Below are 15431 nucleotides of genomic sequence, written 5' to 3' on the forward strand. Positions count from 1 at the left end.
AAGGATAAATGTAAATCCATTTATCCTTTTTTGTATTTAGCCTCTGTCCACAAAAATACACTCGTGATAAATTTAGCTATCGTAATGACAATTAAATAACCAGCAAATAGATAGATATAATTTGTGTTTCCATAAAGCCTTATGAGCCCTATTGCGACTAGAACCGGCTTAAAGATAAATGCCATAACCGCAGAGGTAATGATCATATACAGATAGTAATTCTTTTCCCTGTTAATCGTCCATTGGTAAACAAGCATAAAAGTAACAGGAACAAAACTCGAATCAAGGGTTAATCCTGGCAGCATTGGGATCAGTGGGAAAGGATAATTTAGATATCCTGAATTTTTTGAGAACAAATCGATATATCCGAATATTACATGAATACTGTAACCATAGAAACCAAAGAAAAATATTTTGTTTTTATCAATTTTAAAAAACAGGTAGATAAGAGGGCCTATAAGAAGAGATGCCATTAACCAGTATTCAAATGAAGTATAAAGCTCAAAATCTAACCAATGCTTATTTAAAGCTTTCTGCCCTTCTTTCCCCATTCTCACTATATGATCAAATTGCTCAAGTCGCTTATCCGGCATTTACCGAGTCACCCTTATAAAGTATATTTAAGGATATTTTAGCTCCATAATAGGAAAATATTCACAAGAATTCATAATGTCGGAAGACTCTTGAGTATATAATGTATTTTGATACTTTATTTCACCAAATTTTATTTTCGAACTAAAAAAGTGATGTCCCAACGTAAAACACAAGATTGAAATACACTTAAAGTAAGGGTGTTTTACTTTAAAAACTTTGCAGCAGGTGTTGCGGGAAAATCAATCGTATTGAAAATATTTAGAGCTTAGAAATATTTAATTGACAATTTGATCTATTTAAATTATTATCACTTTAAATAATTAAAAAGCTGAATAGTTTTTTCTTCTTATCCAGAGAGGTGGAGGGACTGGCCCTTTGAAACCTCGGCAGCAGGTTCTGATGAATACTGTGCCAATTCCAGCAAGCGCATCGCTTGAAAGATGAGAAGAGAGTATAAAAAACTCTCTTCTTAGGAGGAGAGTTTTTTCGTTGTTGGTAATTCCTACTTAAATTATATGAAAAGTAGATATTTAAAAAGATAGAGGAGAGAATAAAAATGAAGTATGGTTTCTGGCTGCCGATTTTTGGAGGATGGCTGCGTAATGTGGAAGATGAAAATATGCCGCCAACCTTTGAGTATGCTAAAAAAGTCATTCAGTCGGCTGAAAAATGGGGATACACGACTACGTTAATCGCTGAATTATATTTAAATGATATTAAAGGACCGGACCATGATTCTCTTGAAGCCTGGTCCACGGCTGCTGCGCTTGCCGCAGTGACAGAAAAAATTGAAATTATGACCGCAATTCGTCCCGGTTTTCATAATCCGGCAGTAGCAGCAAAAATGGCAGCGAATATTGATCAAATCAGCAATGGCCGTTTTACACTTAATGTTGTTTCTGCCTGGTGGGCTGAAGAAGCGCGCCAGTATGGCGGTGTTTTTACAGAACATGATGAGCGTTACGCCCGCACCGAGGAGTTCATTGATGTGTTAAAAGGGTTATGGACAGAAGATACCTTCAATTATTCCGGCCAATTTTACGACTTAAACGATACGAAGCTTTTTCCTAAGCCTGTCCAGCGGCCTAACCCGATTCTGTATGCAGGCGGTGAAAGTGAAAAAGGGAAACAGACCATTGCAGAAAAATGTGATGCTTATGTTATGCACGGCGGAACGGTTGAAGAGATTGACCGGAAAATTGTTGAAATGAAGACGCGGCGTGAACAAACGGGGAATGTGCCATTCAGCTCCTTCGGAATGGCTGCGTATGTTATTTGCCGTGAGACAGAAGAAGAGGCTCTCGCTGAGCTTGAAAAAATCACGACTGTGAAGGATTCCAGCGGTTATGCCGGCTTTAAGGACTTCACGACAAAGTCACAGCTAGAGCAGCAGATTCAGCTGCAGGATTACTCTGTTTCCAATAGAGGTCTGCGTCCAAATTTAGTAGGAACACCAGAGCAAATTGCTGATCGGATACTGCAATATGAAGAAGCTGGTCTGGATCTGCTGTTACTACAATTTTCACCTCAGCTTGAGGAAATGGAACGCTTCGCAAAGACGGTTATGCCATTAGTGGAACAAAAACGCAGTTTAATAAAGAGCTAGAAAGGGGCCTGAGTAATGAGCAAGGTTTATGTAATACATGAAAATAGTGAGTGGACAGTCCATTTGACAAAAAGATTGGAGGAATTGGGTGTTCCTTATGAAGAATGGCATTTAGACGAAGGGACGCTGGATTTATCGGCAGAACCGCCGGAAGGAATCTTCTATAGCCGGATGAGTGCTTCTTCTCATACACGTGATCATCGTTTTGCGGCTGAATTTTCCGGACAAGTATTGGCCTGGCTTGAAGCGCATGGCCGTACGGTGATTAATGGAACGAGCGCTTTAAAGCTGGAAGTGAGTAAGGTTTTACAATACCTGGAGTTAAATAAATCTGGTGTGAGGACTCCAAAAACAATTGCAGCGGTTGGAAAACAAAATATCCTAAAGGCAGCCGAAGCATTTGCCGGCCACCCGTTTATCACAAAGCATAATCGTGCCGGCAAAGGTCTGGGCGTTCAATTATTCCATAGTATTGAAGCTTTAAAATCTTATGTGGAAGGCCCTTCCTTCGAAGAACCGGTCGATGGCATTACTCTTATTCAGGAATATATTCAATCTCCTGAAAGCTATATCACGCGCTGTGAATTTGTTGGGGGCAGCTTTGTTTATGCTGTCAGGGTCGATACTTCCGAAGGATTCGAACTTTGTCCAGCAGACGCCTGCCAGATTGGCGACTTATTCTGCCCGGTAGGAGAAGAGGTTGAAGAGAAGCCTAAGTTCCAGATCATTGAAGGTTTTGAGGACGAAATTTTAGAAAAATATAAAGACGTTCTGGCCAGGAATGATATTCAAGTTGCAGGAATTGAATTTATCAGAAATGCTGAAGGTGACATTTACACTTATGATATTAATACAAACACAAACTATAATTCGGACGCGGAAGCAAAAGCAGGAAAATATGGAATGCTTGAATTAGCTGCCTTCCTAAAGAAGATATTAGAAGAGAAATACGCTGCAGCAGCATCAACCGTATAAATGGCGGGGCCTGCCTCAGCAGACTGTTTTTGGATTATAAATTAAATTTCAAGGATCGGCTGTCCATTACAGCCGATCCTTTTTTAACCAGTCGGTAAGCTTAAATGAAAAGGGCAGTCATGAATGGGGTGGCGGTAAATACGAATAGTTTATAAAATTAATATACGATTCATAATAGATAATACAGGATTAGACTAGGATTGGAGGAATTATCTTGGCAGCAGGTAAAAGTTTAAGGGTTTGTGAAAAGGGACATAAATTTTACAAAACTAGTGAGTGTAAAAGCTGCCCTGCCTGTGATAAAGAGAATAAACCCAACAGCGGCTTCCTTTCAAAACTCAGTGCTCCTGCAAGGAATGCATTGGTATTCGAAGGAATAGACACTTTGGAAAAACTATCAAATTACACAGAAAAAGAAATATTAAAACTTCATGGTATTGGACCAGCTTCCCTGCCTATTATGAGAACCTCCCTAGAAAAAGAAGGGCTATCATTTAAAAAATAAATCGCAGGCTCTTATTTTTTGTTTTTTGTACGTTACTTTTAGGTGTTGCCCTTCAGTTTCGAAATTTATGGGTTCTCAATGTTTCTGGGGTGTGAAGAAAGCAATTAAACTAGCGCTCAAGATTAGCTGGCTAAAATGGCGGCTCTTTTATTAAATAAAAGTGATGTTGGTTGAATGAGAGTTTCAATATTGCTAAATTTTAACTAACGTTAGTTGGCAAAATGAGAGGAATGAACCGATGGATAAGGAAATGTTTATACCTATTAGTAAATGTAAACTATACGCTAGATTAGTGGGGGAAAATACCTTAAAACCAACAGTTATAATGGATGCTGGATATGGAGACTATTCTAAGGCCTGGAATTCAGTATTAAGGGAGATTTCAATGCTGTCTAGTGTACTAATTTATGACAGAGCTGGACTTGGAAAAAGTGAATCAAGCTCTAATCCCAGAACCAGCCGTGAAATGGTAAAAGAACTAAAGGAACTGCTTAGTGAGGCCAAGATTAAACCTCCCTACATATTAGTTGGTCATTCATTTGGTGGGGTTAATATGCGGATGTTTGCTGCAGAATACCAAAATGAAGTTTGTGGACTAGTCTTGATTGACTCTACCCCTGAAGATTACAGAGAACGATTTCTCCCTACGATGTCACAAGATTTTCAGCAAGCATATAATAAGCAATTCGTTTACGAAGGAAATTATGTTGAATTTATGGAAAGTTTAAAGCAGTTAAAAGACACTAGACAAAGATTAAATGTACCATTAATTGTTCTTTCAGCGGGTAAGAAAGCTCATTATTCTGTGGAATCCCAAAAATTATGGAATGAGATGCAGAGAGAGATCCTTGAAATATCCTCAGATGGAGAATTGGTCATTGCTGAAAACAGTTCCCACTATATACAAAATGACGAACCGGAACTGGTGGTCTGTGCGATAAAAAAGTTAATAGAGAAGTAGTTCTTGGTAAGCTGCTAATCAGGCAGCTTTTTCTTTTTTTAAACAACGGAGGTTTGTTAAATAAGAGTTGTGAATTAAATTTAATTTTTCATATAAAAATGAAACTTTCGGATTTAAAATTCGTAAAATTGGAAAATACTGATTTTTCCGGAGGTAAAATGCTTAGATTTAGGGTCTTCTGTCTCATATCAATATTTTTATTAACAGCATGCACTCGAGATGCAGCTGTTCCTGAAGAAAAAGTAAAAAAAGAAAAAAATGAAGAAAATATTGTCGTTACAGAGGATGGTAAAATAACCTTTAAGATTTTTAATACAATAAAGGTTCCACAAGAAAAAGTAGAATCTATAAAAGAAGAACTCCTTGATGCATATGATGATATTCAGAACTCAATTCATACTGACTATGCTTCATCCGAGCGAATAAATGTATTTCTTAATGAAGGAAACCAAGCATCATGGGGGTTAAGAACGGAACTCAAACTTTATTCCGTTAAGGAAAATCAATATCCCCTTGTCCATGAACTGACCCATTCCTTACTTGGTTATGGGAATAACTTTGATTCAGAGATGGGCTATTTGACTCAAGAGGGTTTTGCTACTTATATGGAAGATAAGTACGGGAAACAAAAATCAAATTCTCATAAGATTATGAAGTACTTTTTCGACATCAATAAATCAATTCCAATTAGTAGATTGATAGATCTAAACCAAGATGATGCCTACTTTCGTCCCCCTCTTACAAACCAAGAAGAGTACACACTTCAATGGATGAGCTATATACATTCAGCTTCTTTTATAACATATTTAATCGATACTTATGGATTGGACAAGTTTGAGGAAATTTACAACAAAGAAGACGTAGCTTATAAAGTAGAAGAAGTATACGGAAAGAATATTAGTGAGATTGAAAATGATTGGATAGTTTATATAAAACAAAGTCAAACAGAACTAACATATGGAGACAAGCTCGAAATGGGGTATTTTTATAATGCTGCTTCTGTTATTGACCAAATTGATCCTAAGTTTTTTACAAAGGAATAATCTGTGTCTAATTTGAAGGATAGACATCTTTTTATTACGGGGGGTATTATATGCCGTTTGAACAATGTCAGAGTGTTGCTTCTTTAATGTCAGGATTCAATAAATCATGGGGCATTGCTGGTGGATGGGCAATTGACCTTTTTATCGGCAAAGAAACAAGAGAACATAAAGATATAGAGATTGCTATATTTCGAAAAGATCAGCTATATTTTAAAAATTTTCTTATAGGTTGGGAATACAAAAAGGTTGTTAAAGGAGAATTTCATACTTGGGAAAATGAGATTCTGGAGTTGCCAGTCCACGAAATCCACGCATTAAATAAGGATAACGGAAGTGAAGTAGAAATCCTTCTAAATGAAACAAAAGGAGATTATTGGGTATTTAGAAGAGATACCAGGATATCCTGCCCGCTGAATTTAGTTTGGAGCTATTCTCAAACAGGAATTCCTTATTTAAATCCAGAAATTGTCCTTTTATATAAGGCGAAAAATACAAGGGAAAAAGACCATCAAGACTTTCTAGCTACAAAAGACACACTTGAAAATGAAAAGAGAAAGTGGCTTCTAAAGGCATTAGAAATACACGAACCAAAGCATAAATGGATACAACTTTTGTGCTAATTATTATTCATTCAGGCTTATTATGCCGGCTAGAGTGGCTGAAAAGCAATCGGACCTGTTAGTAGAAATCTAAAGAAGTCTTTAAATAAAACCAATATGAGTGGGAGGCTTAAAATGTTTATTGTAAATGTAGAAGGAGCTATAAGGAAAAATGACAAGTGGCTCATTGTTGAAAGAAGTAAAAAAGAAGAGCATGCAGGTGGTTTGCTTTCCCTTGTTGGAGGAAAGGTGGATTTAGAAGGAAACTCATCAAATATTTTAGAGAGAACTGTAAAGCGTGAAATTTTAGAGGAAGTCGGTGTAAAAGTAAAAGACCGTTTAACTTATGTACACAGTACTTCTTTCGTAACTGATACTAATCATAATGTAGTAGATATTGTTTTTCTGTGCGAATATGAATCTGGTGATGCATTCCCTTTATGTTCCGATGAGGTCGAAGAGGTGTTATGGCTAACAACTGAAGAGATCTTACATCACCCGAAAGCGCCTGTTTACTTAAAAGAAAGTATTAAATATGCTGAAGCAATGATTCCAATCCATTAGTAGCAGGGTCCTTCATCCCGCCAGTCCAGTGAAGACATTTTCCCTATGATCAAAAGAATTGCTGGATCCTTGGAGTTTCCAAAGCTCTCTGTACATATATCCACATTATTTATTTTCATTATTTGTTCACTCATATTTTACCTCCGTATAATCGTATATATCGCAGATCAGATTGTTTTCGGAGCATTTAGGCCTGCCCCAGTTCATTATCTGTGCCGAATCCACTTGATAATCATGACGAGGCCTCCTTAAATTTATTAGCAGGGGACTCATCCCTATATGTATTACCCTAACATATCTCTAAGCACTTTAAAGCCAAAATTTCCGGTGGTTTCTTCTTTAGACTGAATGAGGAGATGTGGGTATCTGGATTAAAAAAGAAATAAAAAGAGCCGTATTTACGCTAAAACTGTAAATACGGCTCTTTTTTTAAATTATCCATTGAAATAAATGAATTCCTGTGGTAAATTTATATAGATGTGCATTATGTAAATAAAGTTAAGTGTATTATCCCTATCTTAATTATATAATGCAATCGATTCGTTTGTCAACCTTTTTATAAATATTTTTAAGGAGTGTTTGCTATGAATTCAAAACTTCAGCAGGAGCAAAAACGATTGGATGGTGTAATGGAGACGATTACGGAGGAAGTCCGCAGATTGGAAGAAGAAACCTCCAGGCGTAAAAACGAAGTGGTTCATATCCGCAAACACTTTTGGGATGAAGTGAAGGTGAACACAGATACCTTTGATGATTATTTGGAGACTATTATCGGTTTGAGGCAGGAGGCACAGGCTCTGTCTGTCAGCCAGAGTACCCATCGGCATGCTTCCAAGCGCTTGTCTGCCTTGCGCCGGATGGAGGAGGTGCCCTATTTCGGCCGGATCGATTTTACGGAAGAAGGCTCTTCCGAACAGGAGCCTGTTTATATTGGTATTTCTACGCTAAGGGATCAGGGCGGCGAGAATTTTCTTATTTACGACTGGAGGGCGCCGGTTTCGAGTGTGTACTATGATTACCAGCCCGGCCCAGCTAAGTATGAAACACCCGGAGGCACAATTGAGGGCACATTGGAGAAAAAGTGGCAATATTTGATCCGCCGCGGTGAACTTCAATCCATGTTCGATACGAGTCTGACCATTGGGGATGAGATTCTGCAGCAGGTTCTCGGCAAGGGAACGGATAAGCATATGCACAATATTGTCGCGACTATTCAACAGGATCAAAACCGGATCATCCGCCATGATCAGGGAAGGCTGCTTATTGTTCACGGTGCGGCCGGAAGCGGCAAGACGTCAGCTGCCCTGCAGCGGATTGCTTATCTGCTTTACAAGTACCGGGAAAATCTGAATGCTGATCAAATCATTCTGTTTTCACCTAATAGGATGTTTAACAGCTATGTATCCAATGTGCTGCCGGAGCTGGGGGAAGAAAACATGCAGCAGGTTACCTTCCAGGAGTATTTGGATCATCGGCTGGGTAATGAGTTCGCCGTAGAAAATCCATATGAGCAATTGGAGTATGTTTTAACTGCTGTGAAAACCTCTGAGTACAGATCGAGGGTTGCCGGCATTAAATTTAAAGCATCTGCCCGTTTTTTTGAGGCCATTAATGCCTACTTGAAGTCGCTTGAATTGTCGGGAATGTTATTTAAGGAAATAACTTTTAGAGGAAAGCCAATTGTTGCTGCTCAGCAAATGGCAGATCAATTCTACAGCAGCGGCACTTCACTCCGTTTTCATAACAGACTTGAGAAGCTGGCGGATTGGCTTATTAAGCGTATCAATGAAGCTGAAAAAGCCGAACGGTCTAAGGAGTGGGTACAGGAGGAAATTGAACTGCTCAGCAATGAGGAATACCATAAGGCGCATGCCTACCTGGCGAAAAAACGCGGCTTTACAGGGGATTCGATTCATGATTATGAAATCGAGCCTGAAGCATTAGCCCGCCTGATTGTCCGGAAAAAATTCAAGCCGCTGCGAAAACATATCCGGGCCATGCGTTTCATTGATTTTAAGGCGATATACAAGCAGCTTTTTGCTGATCCTCTGAAGATGCGAGAGTGGATGGAGGAGGAGATGCCGGCAGAATGGGCGGCTATCTGTCAGTCGACACAGGAAATGCTCGGTGAAGGCAGATTATGTTATGAAGATGCTACTCCATTTTTATATTTGAAGGAGCAGATTCAAGGCTTTCAGACGAATAGTTCGATTAAACATATTGTGGTGGATGAGGCGCAGGATTACTCTCCGTTTCAATTTGAGTTCTTAAAGCGTTTGTTTCCTTCTTCCAAGATGACGGTGCTCGGTGATTTTAACCAGGCGATCTTCGCCCATGCCAGCGAAACAGCCGATTTTCACACACTCACCAGCCTGTATGGACCGGATCAGACAGAACTGATTAATTTAGCGAGGAGCTACCGGTCGACTAAACCGATCATCGAATTTACACGAAGACTGGTTCCTAACGGGAAAGAGATCATCCCATTTGACCGTGATGGCAAGCTGCCTGAGCTGAAGCAATTATCCGATCAAACCGAACTGCGCAGCTTCATTGCCTCCAAGGTTGCAGACTGGAGAAGTCAGGGGCTTAACAGCATGGCCATTATCTGTAAGTCTGCAGAAGAAAGTGCACAGGCCTATGAAGCCCTGTCCGGTATCGAGGGAATAAAACTCCTGAAAAGCAACTCGACCGAATATGAAGAGGGAGTCGTTGTCGTACCTTCGTATTTATCCAAGGGCATTGAATTTGATGCCGTTATTATTTATGATGCATCGGAAAGTGTATATGGTGATGAGAGCCTGCGCAGAGTGTTTTATACCGCCTGCACGAGAGCGATGCATGATTTGCAGATCTGCAGCGTGGGTGAACAGAGTCCGTTCTTGCAGGATGTTTTGCGGGAAGGTCTCATTCAGGTTTGATCAGGTCAGGTGTATCCTATAATCAAATCTATATTTAACATAGAAAGAAGGATTGATTTAATGTCGCAGCAAACCAATACGGATCAAAATAAACCGCCATATGGCATGATCGCCATTTTATTTATCGGGGCTTTTGTAGCGATATTGAATGAAACATTGCTGAACGTTGCTCTCCCATCCATTATGGAAGAATTTGATGTGAATGCAACTGCCGTACAATGGCTGTCTACAGGCTATATGCTTATTAACGGGATTTTAATCCCGGCGAGTGCATTCTTCATTCAGCGATTTTCCGATAAGAAATTATTCATTACAGCCATGTCACTGTTTACTTTGGGAACATTCCTGGCCAGCATTGCGCCTGCATTTGGTGTGTTATTAGGGGCTCGGATGATTCAGGCTTCAGGATCCGCGATAATGATGCCCCTATTAATGAATGTCATGCTTACCGCATTTCCGGTCGAAAAAAGAGGGGCGGCAATGGGGATGTTTGGTCTTGTCATGATTACAGCTCCAGCAATTGGGCCGACTCTTTCCGGATGGCTGATTGAACATTACAGCTGGAGAATGTTATTTGACCTTGTTCTGCCAATTGCCCTTTTAACCTTAGTTTTGGCAGTCTTTAAATTAAAAGATATCACACCCCAGAGAGCGATTAAGCTTGATTTCATCTCGCTGGTTTTATCAAGCATCGGGTTTGGCGGCTTGCTTTATGGCTTTAGTTCAGCAGGGGAAAAAGGATGGGATAGTCCCCTCGTGTACGGCACAATTGTGATTGGGGCACTTGCTTTACTTACCTTTGTACTCCGTCAGCTTCGGATGGATGATCCTATGCTTGAATTTCGCATCTACAAATATCCGATGTTTGCCCTGTCATCAGCCATTTCGATCGTGATCGCCGTTGCCATGTTTTCAGCGATGATTTTGATGCCCATCTATGTACAGACCATCCGGGGAATTTCACCGATGGATTCGGGTCTATTGATGCTTCCGGGAGCGATTGTAATGGGAATCATGTCTCCCATTACAGGGAAACTCTTTGATAAGTATGGGGCAAGAGTTTTGGCGGTGATTGGGCTGACTATTACCGTTGTAACATCTTATTACTTCAGCAGAATTGGCATGAATACGGCCTATTCAACGCTTGTTCTGCTGTATACCTTTCGGATGTTCGGGATGTCAATGGTTATGATGCCTGTCATGACAAATGGATTGAATCAGCTGCCGCCGATCAACAATCCGCACGGAACCGCCATGAATAATACACTGCAGCAGGTATCCGGCGCCATTGGCTCCGCGCTGCTGATTACCGTCATGAATAACCGTACAAAAGAAAAAGAAGAGGAGCTGGCTGCTGACACACTGGCCAATATGAGTGCAAGTGCAGCTCAGCCATCTGCACAGGCCGCAGCTGACATGCAGCAGCAAATCATGAATGAAGCGATGCTGCATGGCATTAATTTCACTTTCTTCCTTTCTGCATTGATTGCAGTGATTGCACTTATACTTGCTTTCTTTATTAAGAGAGTGAAACCTCATCATGAGAATCAAACAGATGAAGAAGCGGCAGTTAAAGGTTGATCAAAAGGCAGAAAACCGGGCGGTATCCAGTTTTGATACCGCCCGTTTTTTTATTTACCCGCTATTTTTTAAATAAAAAAGGGGCGGTTGCAATTACACCAATCACATACAAAAGCAAAGCGAAGTAAGCAGGAAGGAGGTGGATGAAATTTATATAGTTTATAAAAAAGTGAGTTAAAATCCCGGCGGCAAATGCCGGAATCGCCCCAATGGTGAAGGTCCACCACACCCATCTTTCCCCCTCGCGGATTCCCCATAAAGCAAGCGTCAGGACGAGCAATCCGACACTTAAAAGTGCGCTCCCAAATCCTGCACGGTCATGTGCGATCACAGGAATTAACCGATCGTTAAACTCGTTAAGCGCTTCAGGAGTCAGACAAAGATAAGCAAGATCTGTTGGTACAAACACATGTGAAGCTCCTATGGCGGAAATGACAATCCCGCCAATAGCTAATGAAAAGCCCAGTATTACAAAACAAAGCTGGCCGAATAAGCTCAGCTTCCATTGCGCACTGTTTGAAAGGTTTGAACTGGCGGGGGATGCACTTGCGTTTTTTGATTTTGCATATCCCATTATAAACAAGGGCAGTAAAATAAGCCAAAACAGCCCATGAAGCCAATCGAAATAACCGTAGCCAATAAACAGGACAATCCCCAGGAAGCCGATGGTTCCTGCTATATTTACTGCTTTTCTTGCCCAGTGGAGGCCGTGTCTTATACCATGCCTGGCAAGCTGCATATAGATAATTCCACCTGAAATCATCGTTCCTGAAAGCGTCATTCTGTCATGTGCCATAAAATATAAAATGGCAGGGTTAAAATAAAGAATATCTTTCCTGAAGATCCCAAGAAATCGCTCATCATAGGGAAGAATGACCGAGGTCATGCTGAAAAACAGGGCAATGAACCCTCCAATGGCAATAGCCAAGCCAAACAGCCAATACCAGCGCCATCCTTCCACTTTAACAGGCTCCTTCTGGAATGTGCTGGTATAGGCCTCATTTATCCTCTTCGGCAATCCGGGTCCAGTAAAAATATACTCATCGCCTAACATGATTAAAGAAGCTCCGCTTTCCAGCAGTTTAATAGCATCTGAAGGCTCTTTAACACAACCTGAAGTGATGATCGGCAAATCTTCGCTGAACAGCTTCCTGAGGGCTGCCAGCTTATGAAGGAGATCTTCCACTGAATCATTGCCTGTAAGAAGAATTCCGTCCGGGCTATAGTCCAGGCTGAGAGAATCATTCTTTGAAAAAGAAAGGATGATAGGTTTATTTAATTCGTATTTCAATTGATTAAATTGGCTCGCTGATTGAAAAGTATGGCTGTCCAAAATAAATCCGTCACTAAAAGGCAGCAATTCTTTACAAATTTGCATGGCTTCCTGATAAGTTCCCTCCACATTAATGAGGAAAGGGATTTTCTTTTTCTTTAGAGAAAGCAGCTGTTTCTTGGCAGCTGTTAACTCGATAGAAGCGTCAGTTAATCTATGTATCTTCTCTTGTTTCGGATCCATATATAGTTCTTCTGCTGCCCCTTGAATGGAAACAGGCCCGATTTCAATAAATCCAAACCCCAGATTCTGAAAAGCCTTCGTCCCCGTTAAGTGAGGATCAATCCTGCCGCTTAGTCCGACTGGAGTGGGAAAATGAACGCCAAATGCATTTTTCGCAAGCTTTCTGGAGGGTTCCATATGACCAAGAAATTCGATTAATCTTTCCCCTATACGGCTGGATGAAATCATGCTCATTCCGCGATGGATAAACTCCCGGCTGAAGGAAGGCGGAAGCTTCTGGAGTATGGGCTTGAAAATAGGATGATACGACCAATCCGGCAAATAAACACCTCCCATTTTTATCTATTTTAGCATATGCGTTTGGATGGATAGGTTTTTTATTGTAGTGGAAGAGTGCTCTTTCTTTTTTATAATTGGACCCATGAATCTTTATTAAAAAGGCAAAGTATATCTTTTTTTATTGCAAATGCAGCAAAAATAAGTTAGATTGAATATATTACAGCATTGTTGTATTTACAACAAAAATTCGTGTTAAGGAGCTGACTACGCTGGAAATTCTCCGTGAAATTGGCATGATTGCGAGGGCGCTGGATTCCATAAGCAATATCGAATTTAAAGAGCTTGACCTTACAAAAGGGCAGTATCTGTATCTTGTGCGAATATGTGAAAAGCCAGGCATTATTCAGGAAAAGTTAGCTGAGATGATAAAAGTAGATCGGACAACAGCGGCCCGTGCGATTAAAAAGCTTGAACTGAACGGTTTTATAGAAAAGAGGAGTGATGAACAGAACAAGAAAATCAGGAAGCTCTTCCCAACAGAAAAAGGGAAAAAAGCTTTTCCTTTCATAAAACGGGAACATGACTATTCCAATGCGATTGCCTTAGAGGGATTCACCGAAAAAGAAGCAGAAATCATTTTCAGTCTGCTCCAAAAAGTTAGGAAAAATGTAGAGAAAGACTGGGAATATGTGAAAAAGGGGAACAAGAGAAATTATTGAAGGAGAGTCATAATGACTATTAATATAAAAAAATGTACGCTTGAGGATTTAAAAAGACTACAGGAAATTAGCTATGAAACCTTTAATGAGACGTTTAAGGATCAAAATTCACCCGATAATATGGAGGCCTATTTGGAAAAGGCATTTAACCTAAAGCAATTAGAGACTGAACTTTCCCACCCTTCGTCACAGTTCTATTTTGTTGAATTTGAGGGCGAGACAGCCGGGTATTTAAAGGTCAATACTGATGAGGCTCAGACTGAAGAAATGGGCGACGAAGCACTTGAAATCGAGAGGATTTATATCAGAAGCCCATTTCAGAAACAAGGGCTTGGTAAGTATCTGTTCCATAAAGCCCTTGAAAGTGCGATGGAGCTTAATAAGAAGAAAATTTGGCTGGGTGTATGGGAAAAAAATGAAAAGGCAATTGCCTTTTATAAGAAAATGGGGTTTGTCCAAACGGGAGCCCATTCTTTTTATATGGGTGATGAAGAACAAACGGATTTTATAATGGCCAAGACTCTCAACTGATTTTTACGAAGGGCGGATGGTTATGGGATAAGCTTTCTCCAGAGCTTGTAGAACAGCGGCTAAAAGGAATTGTTGGATTCAAGATTAAAGTACAGGAAATTCAAGCTGCCGATAAACTATGCCAGAACCGTAATGAAAGAGACTATCAAAACATCATTCATAAACTCTATGAAGAGAATGATTTTAAACTAAGCAAATGGAAGAGAAGTTTAAAAAGTGATTATAGGTTTATAGGAAAAACAGAGGAACCCAGGTGGGCTCTCTGTTTTTTAGTATTTGGAATATTATGTTAGTATAGGGGGGATCGAACTAATTTTATATGAAACGAATGAATATCAATCTCATACATTAGTTATAAAAGGGAGGTGAAACCTCAGTATGAAAATCATTTTATTTTTGGCGATACTCGGTTTATGCCTGATTGGTTTTAATTGGCTTATGGGATATAGAAAAAATCATATCACCATTGATCTGGATGAGAGGTATGTGGATTTTAAAGAGTATGTCGAAGCAATCCAGAGTGAACTTGTCAATCAGGGGAGAGAGGTCAGTTATATAGGGAATCGAAAATTCATTATTGATGGACAGACCTATATTTTCATAGAACGCAATGTTTCGATGGGAGGTGTTCCCCTGCAGAGAACCATTCTGAAACCGGAGAAAGACTGATCTGAAGGCGATTAAGGGCGATAGCATGATCCTGGGCTGTCATTAGGGCAGCTTTTTCTTATTGAGATAATGGAGGATTTCAACAACAGAAGTTTAATAGGGCTAGGGGGACTGAAACAGACTTGAGATTATTTTGTGTTATTTTACTTATTCTTTTGGGAGGCTTTTTGATTGGCTTAACCATTGATGAACTTGGTAAGGCAGGAAACACCATAATGAATCTAATAGGGTCCGGGTTGAATTTTTTAGCTCTTCTTATTGCCGGGAATAAGAAAGAAAAACAGCATTCAGTCTAAAACAGATACATAATTTAAGAATTTGGATGTCATTTATAGGAGTGCAAAAACAAACCATCTTCCAGCGCAGAA

15 protein-coding genes, 2 pseudogenes and 1 riboswitch are annotated in these 15431 nt (G+C 40.0%); of the genes and pseudogenes, 14 read left to right on the forward strand and 3 right to left on the reverse strand.

Going from position 1 to position 15431, the window contains the following annotated elements; all coding sequences use genetic code 11:
- Positions 1–20: 20 nt before the first annotated feature.
- Positions 21–593 (reverse strand): hypothetical protein, encoded by a 573-nt coding sequence (locus PBF_RS00540; protein WP_035325647.1) that lies wholly within the window; start codon positions 591–593, stop codon positions 21–23.
- Positions 594–937: 344 nt separating this feature from the next.
- Positions 938–1041, forward strand: a riboswitch (SAM riboswitch).
- A 109-nt stretch (positions 1042–1150) separates the two neighbouring features.
- Here PBF_RS00540 and PBF_RS00545 point away from each other — a divergent pair.
- From PBF_RS00545 to PBF_RS00575, 7 genes are all read left to right on the forward strand, one after another.
- A complete protein-coding gene (locus tag PBF_RS00545; protein WP_035325650.1) occupies positions 1151–2200 on the forward strand; it encodes an LLM class flavin-dependent oxidoreductase in 1050 nt (349 codons plus the stop codon).
- A gap of 15 nt (positions 2201–2215) precedes the next feature.
- A complete protein-coding gene (locus tag PBF_RS00550) occupies positions 2216–3175 on the forward strand; it encodes an ATP-grasp domain-containing protein (RefSeq protein ID WP_035325653.1) in 960 nt (319 codons plus the stop codon).
- Between the two features lie 214 nt (positions 3176–3389).
- A complete protein-coding gene (locus tag PBF_RS00555) occupies positions 3390–3680 on the forward strand; it encodes an RNA polymerase alpha subunit C-terminal domain-containing protein (RefSeq protein WP_035325657.1) in 291 nt (96 codons plus the stop codon).
- A gap of 238 nt (positions 3681–3918) precedes the next feature.
- Positions 3919–4641 carry an alpha/beta fold hydrolase gene (locus PBF_RS00560; RefSeq protein ID WP_035325660.1) on the forward strand — a complete coding sequence of 241 codons (723 nt, stop codon included), beginning with the start codon at positions 3919–3921 and terminating at the stop codon, positions 4639–4641.
- A 53-nt stretch (positions 4642–4694) separates the two neighbouring features.
- A complete protein-coding gene (locus PBF_RS00565) occupies positions 4695–5684 on the forward strand; it encodes a hypothetical protein (RefSeq protein ID WP_235192170.1) in 990 nt (329 codons plus the stop codon).
- 50 nt (positions 5685–5734) lie between these two features.
- Complete coding sequence (locus PBF_RS00570) at positions 5735–6304, forward strand: nucleotidyltransferase domain-containing protein (RefSeq protein WP_035325663.1); 570 nt, start codon at positions 5735–5737, stop codon at positions 6302–6304.
- Between the two features lie 114 nt (positions 6305–6418).
- Positions 6419–6847, forward strand: a complete 429-nt coding sequence (locus PBF_RS00575; protein WP_035325666.1) for an NUDIX hydrolase — start codon at positions 6419–6421, stop codon at positions 6845–6847.
- A gap of 2 nt (positions 6848–6849) precedes the next feature.
- On the opposite strand, the pseudogene PBF_RS25720 reads toward PBF_RS00575, so the two are convergent.
- Positions 6850–6981, reverse strand: a pseudogene (locus PBF_RS25720) (alpha/beta hydrolase); the annotation flags it as partial.
- Positions 6982–7431: 450 nt separating this feature from the next.
- Here PBF_RS25720 and helD point away from each other — a divergent pair.
- Both helD and PBF_RS00585 read left to right on the forward strand, forming a co-directional pair.
- A complete protein-coding gene (gene helD, locus PBF_RS00580; RefSeq protein WP_035325669.1) occupies positions 7432–9768 on the forward strand; it encodes an RNA polymerase recycling motor HelD in 2337 nt (778 codons plus the stop codon).
- Positions 9769–9828: 60 nt separating this feature from the next.
- Positions 9829–11349 (forward strand): DHA2 family efflux MFS transporter permease subunit, encoded by a 1521-nt coding sequence (locus PBF_RS00585; RefSeq protein WP_035325672.1) that lies wholly within the window; start codon positions 9829–9831, stop codon positions 11347–11349.
- A gap of 61 nt (positions 11350–11410) precedes the next feature.
- On the opposite strand, the gene PBF_RS00590 is transcribed toward PBF_RS00585, so the two are convergent.
- Complete coding sequence (locus PBF_RS00590) at positions 11411–13186, reverse strand: dihydroorotate dehydrogenase (RefSeq protein WP_035325674.1); 1776 nt, start codon at positions 13184–13186, stop codon at positions 11411–11413.
- A gap of 251 nt (positions 13187–13437) precedes the next feature.
- On the opposite strand from PBF_RS00590, the gene PBF_RS00595 reads away from it, so the two are divergent.
- From PBF_RS00595 to PBF_RS00610, 5 genes and pseudogenes are all read left to right on the forward strand, one after another.
- Positions 13438–13863 (forward strand): MarR family winged helix-turn-helix transcriptional regulator, encoded by a 426-nt coding sequence (locus tag PBF_RS00595; protein WP_035325676.1) that lies wholly within the window; start codon positions 13438–13440, stop codon positions 13861–13863.
- Between the two features lie 12 nt (positions 13864–13875).
- Positions 13876–14394: a GNAT family N-acetyltransferase gene (locus PBF_RS00600; RefSeq protein WP_035325678.1), complete on the forward strand. Its 519-nt coding sequence runs from the start codon at positions 13876–13878 to the stop codon at positions 14392–14394.
- 20 nt (positions 14395–14414) lie between these two features.
- Positions 14415–14687, forward strand: a pseudogene (locus tag PBF_RS26635) (hypothetical protein); the annotation flags it as partial.
- 85 nt (positions 14688–14772) lie between these two features.
- Positions 14773–15063: a hypothetical protein gene (locus PBF_RS00605; RefSeq protein WP_035325680.1), complete on the forward strand. Its 291-nt coding sequence runs from the start codon at positions 14773–14775 to the stop codon at positions 15061–15063.
- 167 nt (positions 15064–15230) lie between these two features.
- Positions 15231–15359, forward strand: a complete 129-nt coding sequence (locus tag PBF_RS00610; protein WP_235192171.1) for a serine kinase — start codon at positions 15231–15233, stop codon at positions 15357–15359.
- The last annotated feature ends 72 nt before the right edge of the window (positions 15360–15431 follow it).

The organism is Cytobacillus firmus DS1, from assembly GCF_000565285.1.
Taxonomy (GTDB): Bacteria; Bacillota; Bacilli; order Bacillales; family Cytobacillaceae; genus Cytobacillus; species Cytobacillus firmus_A.

Bases quoted from the DNA above. Each gene is read 5' to 3' on its own strand.
- PBF_RS00540 (WP_035325647.1), bottom strand. From the start codon at position 593: ATGCCGGATAAGCGACTTGAGCAATTTGATCATATAGTGAGAATGGGG.
- PBF_RS00575 (WP_035325666.1), top strand. From the start codon at position 6,419: ATGTTTATTGTAAATGTAGAAGGAGCTATAAGGAAAAATGACAAGTGG.
- PBF_RS00545 (WP_035325650.1), top strand. From the start codon at position 1,151: ATGAAGTATGGTTTCTGGCTGCCGATTTTTGGAGGATGGCTGCGTAAT.
- PBF_RS00560 (WP_035325660.1), top strand. From the start codon at position 3,919: ATGGATAAGGAAATGTTTATACCTATTAGTAAATGTAAACTATACGCT.
- PBF_RS00595 (WP_035325676.1), top strand. From the start codon at position 13,438: ATGATTGCGAGGGCGCTGGATTCCATAAGCAATATCGAATTTAAAGAG.
- PBF_RS00600 (WP_035325678.1), top strand. From the start codon at position 13,876: ATGACTATTAATATAAAAAAATGTACGCTTGAGGATTTAAAAAGACTA.
- helD (WP_035325669.1), top strand. From the start codon at position 7,432: ATGAATTCAAAACTTCAGCAGGAGCAAAAACGATTGGATGGTGTAATG.
- PBF_RS00570 (WP_035325663.1), top strand. From the start codon at position 5,735: ATGCCGTTTGAACAATGTCAGAGTGTTGCTTCTTTAATGTCAGGATTC.
- PBF_RS00550 (WP_035325653.1), top strand. From the start codon at position 2,216: ATGAGCAAGGTTTATGTAATACATGAAAATAGTGAGTGGACAGTCCAT.
- PBF_RS00605 (WP_035325680.1), top strand. From the start codon at position 14,773: ATGAAAATCATTTTATTTTTGGCGATACTCGGTTTATGCCTGATTGGT.
- PBF_RS00585 (WP_035325672.1), top strand. From the start codon at position 9,829: ATGTCGCAGCAAACCAATACGGATCAAAATAAACCGCCATATGGCATG.